Annotated in this window: 14 protein-coding genes; 3 read left to right on the forward strand and 11 right to left on the reverse strand. The window is 61.2% G+C overall.

Annotated elements, in window-relative coordinates; translation table 11 throughout:
• The 6 genes from murF to mraZ are packed head-to-tail and all read right to left on the reverse strand — an operon-like array spanning position 1 to position 6,434.
• Positions 1 to 1,437, reverse strand: coding sequence for a UDP-N-acetylmuramoyl-tripeptide--D-alanyl-D-alanine ligase (murF, locus tag E4P32_RS18415; RefSeq protein WP_116435747.1), 1,437 nt, complete (start codon positions 1,435 to 1,437; stop codon positions 1 to 3).
• Positions 1,437 to 2,987: a UDP-N-acetylmuramoyl-L-alanyl-D-glutamate--2,6-diaminopimelate ligase gene (locus E4P32_RS18420; RefSeq protein WP_116435748.1), complete on the reverse strand. Its 1,551-nt coding sequence runs from the start codon at positions 2,985 to 2,987 to the stop codon at positions 1,437 to 1,439. Before E4P32_RS18420 ends, murF begins: the two co-directional genes overlap by 1 nt.
• Positions 2,987 to 4,768 (reverse strand): penicillin-binding protein 2, encoded by a 1,782-nt coding sequence (locus tag E4P32_RS18425; RefSeq protein WP_116435749.1) that lies wholly within the window; start codon positions 4,766 to 4,768, stop codon positions 2,987 to 2,989. Before E4P32_RS18425 ends, E4P32_RS18420 begins: the two co-directional genes overlap by 1 nt.
• Positions 4,765 to 5,037 (reverse strand): cell division protein FtsL, encoded by a 273-nt coding sequence (ftsL, locus tag E4P32_RS18430; protein ID WP_116435750.1) that lies wholly within the window; start codon positions 5,035 to 5,037, stop codon positions 4,765 to 4,767. The genes E4P32_RS18425 and ftsL overlap by 4 nt, the downstream gene beginning before the upstream one ends.
• Positions 5,034 to 5,993: a 16S rRNA (cytosine(1402)-N(4))-methyltransferase RsmH gene (gene rsmH, locus E4P32_RS18435; protein WP_116435751.1), complete on the reverse strand. Its 960-nt coding sequence runs from the start codon at positions 5,991 to 5,993 to the stop codon at positions 5,034 to 5,036. Before rsmH ends, ftsL begins: the two co-directional genes overlap by 4 nt.
• A 12-nt stretch (positions 5,994 to 6,005) precedes the next feature.
• Complete coding sequence (gene mraZ, locus E4P32_RS18440; RefSeq protein WP_116435752.1) at positions 6,006 to 6,434, reverse strand: division/cell wall cluster transcriptional repressor MraZ; 429 nt, start codon at positions 6,432 to 6,434, stop codon at positions 6,006 to 6,008.
• A gap of 657 nt (positions 6,435 to 7,091) precedes the next feature.
• Here mraZ and E4P32_RS18445 point away from each other — a divergent pair.
• Positions 7,092 to 7,376: an HU family DNA-binding protein gene (locus E4P32_RS18445; RefSeq protein ID WP_007880659.1), complete on the forward strand. Its 285-nt coding sequence runs from the start codon at positions 7,092 to 7,094 to the stop codon at positions 7,374 to 7,376.
• 174 nt (positions 7,377 to 7,550) lie between these two features.
• Here E4P32_RS18445 and E4P32_RS18450 read toward each other — a convergent pair whose 3' ends face one another.
• The 5 genes from E4P32_RS18450 to E4P32_RS18470 form a co-directional block, all read right to left on the reverse strand.
• Positions 7,551 to 8,330 carry a 2-keto-4-pentenoate hydratase gene (locus E4P32_RS18450; RefSeq protein WP_116435753.1) on the reverse strand — a complete coding sequence of 260 codons (780 nt, stop codon included), beginning with the start codon at positions 8,328 to 8,330 and terminating at the stop codon, positions 7,551 to 7,553.
• 55 nt (positions 8,331 to 8,385) lie between these two features.
• Positions 8,386 to 10,299: a TRAP transporter large permease subunit gene (locus E4P32_RS18455; protein WP_116435754.1), complete on the reverse strand. Its 1,914-nt coding sequence runs from the start codon at positions 10,297 to 10,299 to the stop codon at positions 8,386 to 8,388.
• Positions 10,300 to 10,336: 37 nt separating this feature from the next.
• Entirely contained in the window at positions 10,337 to 11,368 is a 1,032-nt protein-coding gene (locus E4P32_RS18460) for a TRAP transporter substrate-binding protein (RefSeq protein ID WP_116435755.1), read from the reverse strand.
• Between the two features lie 84 nt (positions 11,369 to 11,452).
• Positions 11,453 to 12,331: an SMP-30/gluconolactonase/LRE family protein gene (locus E4P32_RS18465; protein WP_116435756.1), complete on the reverse strand. Its 879-nt coding sequence runs from the start codon at positions 12,329 to 12,331 to the stop codon at positions 11,453 to 11,455.
• A gap of 10 nt (positions 12,332 to 12,341) precedes the next feature.
• Positions 12,342 to 13,169: an NAD(P)-dependent oxidoreductase gene (locus E4P32_RS18470; RefSeq protein ID WP_116435757.1), complete on the reverse strand. Its 828-nt coding sequence runs from the start codon at positions 13,167 to 13,169 to the stop codon at positions 12,342 to 12,344.
• 577 nt (positions 13,170 to 13,746) lie between these two features.
• Between E4P32_RS18470 and E4P32_RS18475 the strand changes: the two genes are divergently transcribed.
• Entirely contained in the window at positions 13,747 to 14,220 is a 474-nt protein-coding gene (locus E4P32_RS18475; protein WP_116435758.1) for a nuclear transport factor 2 family protein, read from the forward strand.
• Complete coding sequence (locus tag E4P32_RS18480) at positions 14,220 to 14,783, forward strand: TetR/AcrR family transcriptional regulator (RefSeq protein WP_116435759.1); 564 nt, start codon at positions 14,220 to 14,222, stop codon at positions 14,781 to 14,783. Before E4P32_RS18475 ends, E4P32_RS18480 begins: the two co-directional genes overlap by 1 nt.
• Positions 14,784 to 14,792: the final 9 nt, after the last annotated feature.

Raw genomic sequence — 14,792 nt, forward strand, 5'->3', positions numbered from 1 at the left:
TTAATGAGTCTCCTGGTGAAGTGGCGCCCCGGTCTGCAGCTGCGCCCCGACCAAATGCTGCACAACGCGTTCCATCTTCATGAAACGCGAACCTTTTACCAACACCGTCGCGGCGGCGACGGCAACCTCCTCGGTTGCGGCGCCGATGGCGTCGACGGTGTCGAAATGGCGCGCCGGGAATGCTGCTCCCGGCACGCTGTTGTATACCTCGATGGCGTCGCGCATGGCGTCGCCGAAACCGAAGAAATGCTCGATGCCGCGTTCGCGCGCATAGGCGCCGATTTCGCGGTGGAATTTGGGACCTTCGTTGCCGACCTCACCCATGTCGCCCAGCGCCAGCACACGCGGCGAGGCGGTTTGCGCCAGCACATCGATGGCAGCGCGCACCGAATCCGGATTGGCGTTGTAGGTGTCGTCAATCACCAGCGCACCGCTGGCGGCGGTCTTGCGTTGCAGGCGGCCGTTGACCGGCGCGAAGGCTTCCAGTCCGCGCACGATGGCGGCGGCGGCGATGCCCGCGCCCAGCGCGCAGGCAGTTGCGGCCAGGGCGTTGCGCACGTTGTGTTCGCCGACGGCGGCGAGCTTGATGCCGAATTGTTGCGAGCGACCACCAATGTTCGCGTTGACGGCGATGGCGCTGCCGAATTCTCGTATCTGATATGTGGCGCTGACGTCGGCATCCGGATTCAGGCCAAAGCTGATGACCGGACGCGCGCCGGCGATCTCGCGCCAGACCCAGGCGTAGTCGTCTTCCGCCGGGAACACCGCGACGCCGTCGGCCGGCAAGGCGGCAAACACCGCGCCGTTTTCACGCGCCACGGCTTCGACGGTCGCCATGAATTCCTGATGCTCGCGCTGCGCGTTGTTGACCAACGCCAGCGTCGGTCGTGCAATCTCGGCCAGCACGGCGATCTCGCCGGGATGATTCATGCCGAGCTCGACCACTGCCGCCTGGTGTTGCGGCTGCAGGCGGAACAGCGTCAGCGGTACGCCGATTTCATTGTTGAAGTTGCCGCGCGTGGCCATGCTGCGGTCCTCGCCGAAATCGGCGGCGAGAATCGAGGCGATCATTTCCTTGACAGTGGTCTTGCCGTTGCTGCCGGTCACGGCGATCAGCGGCAACTTGAATTGCTGGCGCCAGTGACGTGCGATCTGCCCCAGCGCAACGCGGGTGTCGGGCACCACGATGGCGGGAATCTTCAGACCGGCCGGCACGCGCTCGACCACCACCGCTGCGGCGCCTTGGGCCGCCACCGCGCCGAGGAAATCATGGGCGTCGAAGCGCTCGCCGCGCAAGGCGATGAACAGGTTGCCGGGCACGACCGCGCGGCTGTCGGTGGTGGCGCCGTTGATGGACACGTCTGCCAATGCACCGGCGTCGTTGTGCACGGTCGCGCCGTCCAGCCACTGCTTCAATTGTTCAAGCGTTGCATGCATCACGCGCCTCCCATCATGGTGGCGCGCGCAGCCAATGCCAGCGCAACGTGGTCGGCGTCGAGGAAGGGATATTTCTTGCCGGCGATTTCCTGGAAGGTCTCGTGACCCTTGCCGGCCAGCAGCACGACGTCCTGCTTGACCGCGTGACGCGCGGCCCACAGGATCGCGCCGGCGCGGTCCGCCAGTACATGCGGCGTCAGCCGCGTCATGCCGCTCTTGATATGCGAAATGATGACGGCCGGATCTTCGCTGCGCGGATTGTCGCTGGTCAGGATCACGTGATCGGACAGCTCGGAAACCGCGCCCATTTGCGGACGCTTGCCCGGATCGCGATCACCGCCGCAGCCGAACACGCACCACAGTTCGCCGCCGCGTTGATTGGCAACCTGGCGCAAGGCGAGCAAGGTTTTTTCAAGTGCATCAGGCGTATGGGCGTAGTCGATCACAATCAGCGGCACTTCCTGGCCGCCGAACTGCTGCATGCGCCCGGGCACGGCCGTCAGCGTGGCGATCACCGCCAGCGCGGCATCCCAGCCGGTGCCCTTGGCCAGCATCACGCCGAGAATGCCGAGCACATTGCTGACATTGAATTGCCCCACCAGTTGCGTCTTGACCTGGCCGGTTCCGAATGGCGACTCGATGTGGAAGCTGGTGCCGGCGTGGGTGCTGCGGATCGCCGAAGCGCGCAACACGGGCACGGCTTCCAGCGATTCATCCACGGTAGCGTCGCCCAGCGAGTAACCGATGATCGGAATGTTCTTCGCTTGCACATAAGGGATCAACCGCTGTCCCATCTGGTCGTCCAGATTGATGACGGCGTGCTGCAGACCGGGCGAATCGAACAGCTGAATCTTGGCTGCTTCGTAGGCGATCATGTCGCCGTGGTAATCGAGATGGTCGCGCGTGAAATTGGTGAACAACGCAACGTCCACGTGCAGGCCGTTCATGCGCCCCTGGTCGAGACCGATCGACGATGCTTCGATCGCCAGCACAGATGCACGCGCGGTGCGCAGGTCGGACAGCTTGCGCTGCAGCAGCACTGCGTCCGGCGTGGTGTAGCCGGTGACGTCGAACGCATGCGGCTTGCCGTCCTGGAACATGCCCACGCCGAGCGTGCCGACTACGGCAGCCGGCGCAGCAGATGCAGAGGCGCCTTGCAGACGCGACAACGCCATGCCGAGCCAGTACGAGCACGAGGTCTTGCCGTTGGTGCCGGTGACGGCGACGGTGAACATTTCCTTATCCGGTTGCCCGTAGTAGGCGTTGGCCGCAAAGCCGGCCAGGTGCTTGAGTCCGCGCACACCCAAGTGGGGTACGCCGTCTTGTGTTTCATCCCAATCATGGCCGGCTTCTTCATAGACCACGGCAGCAGCGCCACGCTCGACGGCGTCGGCGATATAAAGACGGCCGTCGGCGCTGTCGCCGGGATAGGCAAAGAAGATATCGCCCGCCTGCACGCGACGCGAGTCAGCAGTCAAATTCGCGCCCGCGACGGCAACGCCCTGCAGCCAGGTCACGATTTTTTGCGCGGAAAGCATGGTCGCAGGCATTACATGCTCTCCTCTAAGGCGTCTTTTGGAATGATGATGTTGGTCACGCTGGAATCCGGTGCGACATTGAGCGCGCGCAAGGCGTTGGCCGTCACGCTGGCGAAGACGGGACCGGCGACGGTGCCGCCGAAGTGGCTGCCGGCGCTGGGCTCATCCAGCATCACGGCGATGATCAGGCGCGGATCGGACATCGGCGCAATGCCGACGAAGGACGACACATATTTCTTCACGTACTTGCCGCCTTCGATCTTGTATGCGGTACCGGTCTTGCCGCCGACGCGATAGCCGGGCACCTGCGCCTGCGGTGCGGTGCCGCCCGGCGCCACCACGGTTTCCAGCATGCGGCGCATCTGCAGCGCGGTGTTTTCAGAGATCACGCGCTGGCCGATCGGCGAATCGTTGACCTTGGTAAACGACAAGGGGATCAGGTCGCCGTTGCGGGCAAAAATCGTATAGGCATGCGCCAGCTGGATCAGCGAGACCGAGATGCCGTGGCCGTAGCTCATCGTCGCCTGTTCAATCGGACGCCATGCTTTATACGGACGCACGCGGCCGGCGACCGCGCCCGGGAAGCCGAACTTCGGTTGCTGGCCGAGGCCGACGTTGGTGAACATTTCCCACATTTCCTGGGCCGGCATTTCCAGCGCGATCTTGGCAGTACCGATATTGGAGGACTTCTCGATGATCTGCGCGACCGTCAGCGGTCCGTGCGCGTGCGAGTCGCCGATGGTGGCGGTGCCGATGGTCATCTTGCCGGGCGAGGTCTGGAACACCGTCGATGGCGTGACGCGGTGGGTGTCCAGCGCCAGCGCCACGGTAAACGGCTTGAGCGTCGAACCCGGTTCGAAAGTATCGGTCAGCACGCGGTTACGCAACTGCGCGCCGGTCAGCACCGAGCGGTCATTCGGGTTGTAGGTCGGCAGGTTGGCCAGCGCCAGCACTTCGCCGGTGCGCGCGTCGACCACGATGATGCCGCCGGCCTTGGCCTTGTTCTTTTCGACCGCTTCTTTCAGTTGCGTGAAGGCGATGTACTGGATCTTGCTGTCGATCGACAGCGTCAGGTCCTTGCCGTCATGCGGCTCGCGCACGGCTTCGATGTCCTCGACGATACGGCCGAGACGATCCTTGATCACGCGACGGCTGCCGGTCACGCCGGCCAGGGTCTTCTGCGAACCGAGCTCCATGCCGTCCTGCCCGGTGTCTTCGACGTTGGTGAAGCCGACCACGTGGGCCATGACTTCACCCTCGGGATAAAAGCGTTTGTACTCCTTGCGCGTCTCGATGCCGGCGATGCCGAGCTTGACGATCTTGTCGGCGGTGTCCTGCTCGACCTGGCGCTTCAGATAAACGAAGTTGCGATCGGAGTCGAGTTTCTTGCGCAGTTCGGCGTCGCTCATGCCAAGCAATTTGGCCAGATCGCGGAGCTTGTCCTTGGGCGCTTCCTGGACGTCGTCGGGAATCGCCCAGATCGCCTTGACCGGCACCGACGAAGCCAGCACCTGGCCGTTGCGGTCGGTGATCTTGCCGCGCGTGGCCGGTAACTCAAGCGTACGCGCGTAGCGCGACGCGCCCTGCTTCTGCAGGAAATCGGTGGACATGCCCTGCAGCCACAAGGCGCGGCCGGCCAGTGTCAGGAACGCCATGAACAGCACGAACAACACCACGCGCGAACGCCAGGCCGGCATCTTGACCTGCAAGACCGGGCTGGCAGAAAAGGCAACGCCGCGCGAGGCGGCGACGCGCCCTCCGGCGACGTTGGTGCGGGGCGGCATGCGGGTCATTTGCCCCTCACCGTCAGATACTGCGTTCGCTCCGGCGTGAGCGAGATCATGTTGAGATCGCGCCGCGCCAGTGCTTCAATGCGGGAATTTTTGCCCAGCGTGGATTGGTCCAGCTGCAGCTGCGCCCAATCAATGTCGAGCTGGCGCGCGGAAGATTGCGCGCGCTCCAGTTCGATGAACAGACGGCGCGCCTGGTATTGGGCGTTGACCAGCGACAGCGCGCACAGCACCAGCACGATGGTGACGGCGAAGCTCAGGCGGCCGGTCACGATTCCGCCTCGACGGTACGTTCGAGCGAGCGCATCACGGCGGAGCGTGCGCGTGGGTTACCGGCGACTTCAGCGTCGCTCGGCTTGATGCGTGAGTGGAGCTTTCCGAGGGGTTGCGGCAGGTCGACCGCACGAATCGGCAGGCGGCGGTCAGGCTGCGGCACATGGGCTTTGGATGCCATGAACTGCTTGACGATGCGATCTTCCAACGAGTGAAAGCTGATCACAACCAATCTCCCATACTGCGCCATCTGCCGAAATGCTTTTTCCAGTCCTATCTCGAGTTCTTCAAGCTCTTGATTGACGAAAATCCGTACAGCCTGAAAGGTACGAGTGGCCGGGTCTTTGCCTTTCTCGCGGGTTTTGACGGCTTGTGCCACGAGCGCGGCAAGCTGTCGTGTGGTTGAAATTGGCTCGACTGCCCGGCGAGCAACAATCGTCTTTGCAATCTGAAGAGCAAACCGTTCTTCCCCATATTCTCGTATCACCTTTGCTATCGTCTGTTCTTCCGCCGTTGCCAGCCACTCCGCTGCAGACACGCCGCGCGTGGTATCCATGCGCATGTCCAGCGGGCCATCGAACCTGAAACTGAAACCCCGCGCCGCGTCGTCCACCTGCGGCGAAGAAATACCCAAATCCATCAGCACGCCGTCGACATGCGTCACGCCGTGCTGCGCCAACGCTTCATCGAGCGTGGCAAAACTGTCATGCACGATCGCGAATCGCGGATCGGCAATGGTCTGCGCCGTGGCGATCGCCATCGGATCCTTGTCGAACGCAATCAGGCGTCCGCGCGCGCTCAGGCGCTCAAGGATCTTGCGGCTGTGGCCGCCGCGACCGAACGTACCGTCCAGATAGACGCCGTCGGCGCGCACACCTTCGATCGCCAGGGCATCTACCGCTTCATCCAACAGCACCGTGCGGTGCTGCAAATCGGGCACCGATTGCAAAGTCATCGCGTCGCGCCGTCAGAAGGAAAAATTGCTCAACACGTCCGGCATGCCCGCTGCTACAGCTTCCGATTCGTTCTCGGCCAGCTTGGCGGCATCCCAGATTTCAAAATGGCTGCCCATGCCCAGCAACATGACGTCGCGCTCAAGGCCCACGGCCGAGCGCAATTCCGGCGCGATGAGGATGCGGCCGGCCGAATCAAGTTCGACGTCGAAGGCATTGCCGAGGAAAATCCGTTGCCAGGCGCGCGCCGACATCGGCCAGGCGGCGATCTGTTCACGATGGCTTTCCCAGGTCGGACGCGGGAAAAACAGCAGGCAACCGTGCGGGTGACGTGTCAGCGTGACCCGTCCTTCGCACTGAACCGCCAGGGCGTCACGGTGCCTGGCCGGAATAGACATCCGTCCTTTGGCATCGAGATTGATTGATGACGCACCCTGAAACACTGTGTTTGACCCTTTTTGCTGTCGCTGTTGGCATGCTTGAAAACAGCGTTCCGATGCAAGGAATCCGAAAATACCCCACAAAAAAACACTTTTTCACACTGCCGCCCACTTTAGAGGATGCACTAATACAGGTCAAGCGATATTCAGGGGTGAAAACAGGGATTTGTTTAATAAAGTCAAAGACTTAGCGCACTTACTTAAAATGCATCCAAAAGCGCTTTTTCGTCCAGAATGAAGGACTTAGGAAATTAATTGAATGTTCCACTTGAGATATACACATGTGTTTATCTCGAATTCCGCACGGGTTCTGGGGAGGAGGCCGGTCAGTAAACTACTGAGCGATTGAAGAAGGGATTTTGCAGGCAATCAAAAAACATCAACGCGGGTGAACACGACAAATCGACGAGAACATTGTCAAAAAAAATTTCACGGCTGCCGCAGTATGCCTCAAAAAACTGACGACGAAAAAATCCGCGACAACGAAAAATGGAAATGCAAACGCGAAAAAACATCCACTGCGCATCGCGTTTCTTTCAATCCGATGAAATTCACATGAAATAGATCATCACAATTCAATTAAACATCAGATGGGGCTTGCGGAGTAGGCGCATTCCAATGCTAAAATCTCGGCACCTTAACAGTGAAAGGAATTTTAAAGTGAACAAATCCGAATTGGTCGATGCAATCGCTGCTGATACTGAAATCTCGAAGGCTGCTGCACAACGTGCCCTGGACTCCGTCGTTGAAAACATCATCAAGGCAGTTACCAAGGGCGACACAGTGCAACTGGTCGGTTTCGGTTCTTTCTCCACAGGCAAGCGCGCTGCTCGTACCGGCCGTAACCCACAAACTGGTGAAGAGATCAAGATCGCTGCTGCAACTACAGTGAAGTTCTCCGCTGGTAAGTCGTTCAAAGAAGCAGTGAACAAGAAGAAGAAATAATTGTTCGATTTGAATGCTGTGAACCTGGAGTTCACGGCATTCAAATACATTGTTTTTCGCCGCGATCCTGTACGTCGGATCGCCGGTTTTTCCCTCTCCTGCTGCACCCTATCGTCGTACCCTCCCCCTACACTACGCAACCACGTTCAGCAGCCAAACCGGCCATGCCTGCGCTTACGCCTGTGCGAAAGAAATGTCGACCTTGCCGATGTTCTGCAGCAGGGCGTTGACGCTGCTGCCCTTGTCGGCAAACAGCAGGCCCGTGCATGACCCTGTGGTCACGAACTGACCCGCCTTGATCCCGCCGCAACGCTCGCACAGATGATTGACCAGCCAGGTCACCAGCGGCCAGATATCGACCACCGGATTGCCGCCAACGGTCCTGGCGACCTCCAGCCCGTTGAAATACAGCTCGGCGTGCTGGATGCTCTGATCGATCTGGCCGAGGTCGCTGCGGCCCGGACCGTAGATGAACGCGCAATTGCTGAGCGCGTCGGCCAGACCCGCCAATGGGTTGGCGGCCGGATATTCGGTATAGCGCGAGGACACCAGCTCAATCGCCGGATGCACCGTGGCCACCGCCGCCACCACCTCCTCCTCGCTGTAAGGCGTGCTGCGCGGCGGCAGGTCGTGCTTCATGCGCAGCGCGATCTCGACCTCGATGCCGCGCGAACCGGCGGTCAGCAAATCGAAGAAATGATAAGGCGCAGCAAAGATGAACTGCGCCGGCATCGGCGCGCAGCTGGGTTGTGCACCCGGAGCCTTGGCGCCGACCTTCCAGCCGCCGACCTCGCCCAACGCTTCCGACACCTGATCCTGCACGGCGTAAGCTTCGACGGCATCGACCGGCACGTACTCGTCCGGCAAACGCGCCAGCGCCACTTCGTGATTGCGGGCAGCCAGCAGCAACGCAGCTGCAGCCTTGATTTTTTGTGTGTCCTTTTGCGTATCCATAATGTACTTGTAGTAAATGCGCGCCCGCGGACAGGCGCCGTCAGTTGAAAAAATCTCAGGAAAAGCCAAACCGGCGCGGCAACCACAAACTCAGATCCGGCCAGACGATGATCACCACCAGCGTGACCAGCAGGATCGCCAGATACTTCAGATAAGGTTTTACCACGTCCTGCAGGCGCACCTGCGCAATCGCGCAGGTCGCGTACATGCCCAGCCCGAACGGCGGCGAGAACAGGCCGATACCCATCGAAATCACCAGGATGATGGCGAAGTGCAGCGGATTGTAGCCAAGCTGCACCGCAATCGGCGTCAGCAGCGGTCCGAAGATGATCAGCGCCGGCGCCCCCTCCAGCACCGCGCCGAACAGGATCAGCGCCAGCACCGAAATCAGGATGAACATCCAGCTGCCGTACTCGTGCGCCAGGGTCACCATCAGCTCTGCCAGCGCATGCGGGATCTGCTCCACCGTCAGCGCATATGCCACGCTGCTGGCGGCGGCCACGATGAACAGCACCATGCCCGACATCGACGCGGCGTCGACGAACAGCTTGACCAGCACCTTGCGATTGAGTTCACGGAACGCCAGCCAGCCGACCACGATGGCGTAAATTACGGCGAAGGACGAAATCTCGGTCGAGGTTGCAATCCCGGAGGCGACGCCCTTGCCGATCATCACGATCATGATGAGCCCGACCAGCGCGCCACCGATCAGCTTGCCCAGCGGGCGCGGCTTGATGAACACCACGCTGACGTCGACCTTGCGGCCGGTGTAATACGCCATGACGCACAGCGCGATGGCCATCGCCAGCGCTGGCAGGATCCCGGCCAGGAACAGCCCGCCGATCGACAGGTTGGCGACAAAGCCGAGGATGATCATGTTGATGCAGGGCGGGATGGTTTCCGCCATGATGGCCGAGGCGGCCAGCAGGCCGGCGGCTTCATTCGGATTCTGTCTGGTCTGGCGCACCGCCGGCATCAGGATGCCGCCCACCGCCGCGACGTCGGCCAGCTTGGAACCCGACACGCCCGAGAAGAACGCCATCGCCGTCACCATGATCAGGTTCAGGCCGCCGCGCAGGCGGCCGAACATGCGCAGCAGCAGCTCGATCAGGCGCGACGACATGCCGTTGCATTCCATGACCATGCCGGCCAGGATGAAGAACGGCACCGCCAGCATGACGAAGTGATCGGAGCCGGCCGCGACCTGCTGCGCGAACACCATCACCGACAGGGTCGGCTCCAGCAGGAAGAACATCAGCGCGCCGAAGGTCAGCGCAAATGCAATCGGCACGCCCGCCACCAGACAGAACAGGAAGCCGAACAACAAGACGTGCATCGGCCGCAGCGCGTGATCCGGCCAGAATGTTTGCAGCGCCAGCACGCCGCCGACCACCACCGCGCCGATCAGACCCGACACCAGCGCATGTCGACCAAATTTCTTCAGCGCGTGCGTCATTGCGAACACCGACAACAGCAGGCTCCCGATCAGCACCGGCAAGACGAAGATCGTCTGCGGCAGACCCGATGGCGTGGTCTGGTCGTTGGAGATTTCCAGCAGCAGCCAGGTCGTATAGGCCAGCGACATGGAGACGAAGGCGATCACCCAGTCGCACAGCCGCAGCACGTACGGCAACCACGACTTCGGAAACACCCCGCGCAGGCTGTCGATGCCGACGTGACGACTGCGCCCCAGCACGCTGGCGGCGCCGAAGAACACCAGCGTGATCATCAGCGCGCGCGCCACTTCTTCCGACCATTCCAGCGGATCGTGCAAGGCGTAGCGCCAGATTACCGAACAGAACACCACCAGCACGTCGACCGCCAGCACTGCTGCCGAAGCCAGTTCCAGCGCGCGTTGCAGGCGCGGATAGTCGACTACATCGTTGGGCGAAGCATGCAGCGATTGAATTGCATTTTCGACTGCGGCAGCTTCTTCGGGCGACGCCAGCGGCGCGGTGATCGTTTTCATCATGGCTTCCTTGGGTTTCCTTCCGTTGCGCGCGGGATCAGCCGCGTGCAGCAACGATCTCGTCGACCACCGGCTTGACCGCCGGATATTGCGTGGTGAACTCGCCCCACAGCGGCGCGACGTCCTTGCGCAGTGCTTCACGGTCCACCGTCGAGACCGTCAGGCCAAGTCCCTTGAGTTTTTCGAAAGCATCGCGCTCCATGTCGGCGGCGCGCTGGCGCTGGTAGTTGGTCGCCTCGGTGGCGGCGTCGAGGAAAGCCTTTTGCAGGTCGGCCGGAATCCGCGCGAACGAGCGCTTGCTGATCACCGGCGTCTGCGGATTGTAGATGTGCTGGGTCAGCGCGCAATACTTGGCGACTTCAAAGAATTTCCCCGCCAATGCGGTCGGCGCATCGTGCTCGAAACCATCGACCACGCCGGTTTGCAGCGAGGTGTAGATCTCGCCGAACGGAATCGGCGTCGGCACCGCGCCCATGTAGCGCAGGGTGCTGATGAAATTCTTCACCGGCAGTACGCGCAGCTTGATGCCCTTCAACTCGGCCACGCTGCGCACCGGATTCTTGGTGAACACATTGCGCGCACCCAGCGAGTAAGCCCAGCCCAGCACCTGCACGCCGACGCGGTCATACATCATCTTGCTGAGGATGGCGCCGGCCTTGCCGTCCAGCGCGCGACCGGAATGATCGAGGTTGGCGAACAGATAACCCATGTCGAGCACGCCGATTTCCGGCACAGTGGTGGACCAGATCGACGAGCCGGAGATCATCATGTCGACGCTCCCGATGCGCACCTGGTTGACGACGTCGGACTCCTTGCCGAGCTGGTCGCTGGGGAAATAATTGACGACGATCTTGTTGCCGACCGCAGTCTTCAGATTCTGTGCGAAGCGGCTGTACCAGACGTAGTGCGCCGAGTTGGCGTCGAGCGGCAAGGTCGACGACATGCGCAGCGTGACCAGCGGTTTGTCCTGCGCGAAGGCGAGATTGCCGGACAAGCCGGCCGCTGCGGCGCCGCCGATGGCCAGGCCGGTCTTGAGGAATTGTCGTTTGGATGCGTTGGTCGTGTTCATCATGTCTCCTGTAGTTTTATGTAGGTCTACTTTTGGTTGCGTCTGATGCCTGTCCTGTGCTGCCCGCTGCGATGTCTGGTGGCGCTATCCTTTCGCAAACGGTGTGTCCGGCACGCCTGCAACGCCGGGATTCAACGTCCAGACACGGCCGGCACCTTCGTCGCCTTGCGGCGCGCCGAGGCTGATGCTGGTGACGATCATGGTCTTCATGTCCTCGCCGCCGAAGGCGCACATGGATGGCTTTTTAGCGGGCAGTTCGATCGTACGATCAAGCCTGCCGTCCGGCGTGAAACGCAACAGGCAGCCGGCGTCGTTGGCGCAAATCCAGTAACAGCCGTCGACATCCATGGCGGCCCCGTCCGGACGGCCGCGGTGTTGATTGAGGTCGGCGAATACGCGCCGGCGCGACGGTGTGCCGCTGTCGAGGTCATAGTCGAAGGCCCAGACCAGCCGGCTCGTCGGATGCGAATCCGACAGATACATGGTCTTGCCGTCGGGTGACCAGGCCAGGCCGTTCTGCACGATCAATCCATCCACCACCGGCGCCGACAAACCCGCGCCGTCATAGCGATACAGCTTGCCGTCGGCGCGCGCCAGCGACATGTCGAGGCACATCACGCCGCTCCAGAAACGTCCCTGGCGATCGCAACGACCGTCGTTGAAGCGCTGGTCGGCTTGCAATCCGTCCGGCTGACCCAGCTTGTTCAATTGCACGTGACCGTCGTCCTGCAACTGCACGCTGAAAATGCCGGTGTGCATGCCGGCGATCAGGCCGCCGCCGGTATCCGGTGCGATGCACGCGACCATTTCCGGCAACTGCCATTCTTGGTAAGTACCGTCAGCGGTCTGGCGGCAGATCAGCTTGCGCGGAATGTCGACCCAGTACCAGGCCGATTGGGCTGCGTGCCAGAACGGGCTTTCGGCGACGTCGTAGCGCTGATCGTTGAGCGGGAGAACTTGCATAGTGTGTTTTCTATTCGTATTGCGGACCGGCCAGGATGAAAGGCCCGCCCTGGAAATTACCGGCGTCGTCCGCTGCCGGCCAGGTGCCGCTGAAAGGGAAGCGTTCGGCGAATGCATCGGCGCTGTCCTGCGCCACAAAACCGAGATGACCGGCCTTGCTGTTGTCCCACCAGGCTATGCGGTTGTCGGAGACGCCATAGACGATGGTGTGGCCGACGCGCGGCGTGAACAGCGCGCAGCGCACCAGTTCGACAAAGTCCTCGTAGCTCAGGAAGGTCGCCAGCATGCGTGCGTTGCGCGGCTCCGGAAAGCAAGAGCCGATGCGCAGGCACACCGTCTCCACGCCGAAGCGGTCGAAGTAATAGCGCGACAGCGACTCGCCAAAACACTTGGTCAGTCCGTACAAGCCGTCGGGCCGCAACGGACTGTCGGCGTCGATGTGCTCGGTGGTCGGGTAGTAACCGACCGCGTGGCTGGAGCTGGCGTAGATCACGCGACGGATGCCGCGCTTGTGCACGCCTTCGTAGAGGTTGTAGGTGCCCTGGATGTTGGCATGCATCAATTGTTCGAACGGCGCTTCCAGCGAACGTCCGCCGAAGTGCAGCACGGCGTCGACGCCCTCCAGCATGTCGTACACGGCGGCCTTGTCGGCCAGATCGCAGGCAACGATTTCTTCGCCGGGTGCCGCTGCGCCAAGGTCGCCGATGTCCGACAGGCGCACCACCTCGGTCCACGGTTTCAGCCGCTCACGCAGCACCTGCCCGAGATTGCCGGCGGCGCCGGTCAGCAGCAGGCGTTTAAAGGGTCGTACCTGATCTTGCAAATCGCTCATGGTCATGAATCGTCACTGGTTGAATTACCGACGCCAAGCAGACGACGCGACGCCACCCGGATTGAATCCGCGCGAGGCAAGACGATGCCGACTCAGCAAAGAAGGAACAACAACTTCAGCGCGCCGTCATCGCGGCGCACGGAACGGAACATCAGATACTGGACAACGCAAGCAAGGTCAAAGCAGTCACGGTGTGTCTCCGGCATATCGTTATTTTTAATTGACAGTCATCGTACAACATGAAAATTTTGAACGCAAGGAGATTTATGGCGCTATTTTTTTCATCTCCGAGATCACCTTACATAGGCAACAGATCGCCTCGAAAGCCTTGCTGCGACTGCTACCCAGAAAAAGAATGACTTGCTTTAATGTCATCTGATGACTGATAACAATTTTTACTCATGCGCCTTCTTTCGGAGAGCTAAAGTACACAGTTCGCCGGCGCCGGATGAAGCACAGTTCGATGCAGCGGCAATTGGATTAATTCGGCTTGCTTCCGTGTTGAGGCCGCACTAGACTTTATTTACCGATCGGTACAAAACCTTCATCCGTAGCCTAACCCCATTCAGACACAGGTGCACACATGACCACATCCCGCCCTCCGCTTCCACCGTTCACCCGCGACACCGCGATCCAGAAAGTCCGCGCCGCCGAAGACGGCTGGAACACCCGCAACGCCGAAAAAGTCTCGCTGGCCTATACCGAAGACAGCCGCTGGCGCAACCGCGCCGACTTCGTCCAGGGCCGCGCCGCCATCGTCGCCTTCCTCAGCAAGAAGTGGGTGCGCGAGCAGCAATATCGCCTGATCAAGGAATTGTGGGCGTTCGAGGGCAACCGCATCGCCGTGCGCTTCGCTTACGAATGGCACGACGATTCGGGCAACTGGTTCCGCTCTTACGGCAATGAAAACTGGGAGTTCGATGAACACGGCCTGATGCGCGCGCGCCATGCCTCGATCAACGACCTGCCGATCAAGGAAAGCGACCGCAAATTCCACTGGGATCAATCGGCGCCGCGTCCGGCCGATCACCCCAGCCTGAGCGACCTCGGCCTGTAATGGCGGCAGGTACGCAACGCGACGAACTGATTCCGGTGCTGGCCGAGATTTTTCGCGCCTACGGTTATGAAGGCGCCAGCCTGGCGCGCATGACCGAAGGCACCGGTCTCGGCAAGGGCAGCCTGTACAACCTGTTCCCGGGCGGTAAGGACGAAATGGCGAACGCCGTGCTGAGCCACATCGACGGCTGGTTCCAGCGCGAGGTGTACGTCCCCTTGCGCGAGAGCGCCGACGCCGTGGCCGGCATCGATCGCATGTTCAACGAAGTGAAACGGTATTTTCTGTCGGGCAGGAAGGTGTGCCTGGTCGGCGTGTTTGCGCTGGTCAATGTGCGTGACCGTTTTGCCGACAAGGTGAAGAGTTACTTTGTGGATTGGGCGGCGGCGCTGCATGTAGCCCTGCAACGCAGCGGCTATGAGCCCGACGAAGCCGCCGGCCTGACCGAGGAAATCCTGGCCGGAATTCAAGGTGCATTGGTGCTGGCGCGCGCGGTCGACGATCCGCAGATTTTCGTGCGCACGCTGGATCGCCTGCAGCAGCGGCTGCAGGCGTCTACGGTGTAATCAGAATCA

The sequence above is a fragment of the Herbaspirillum sp. 3R11 genome, assembly GCF_004563925.1.
Taxonomy (GTDB): domain Bacteria; phylum Pseudomonadota; class Gammaproteobacteria; order Burkholderiales; family Burkholderiaceae_D; genus Herbaspirillum.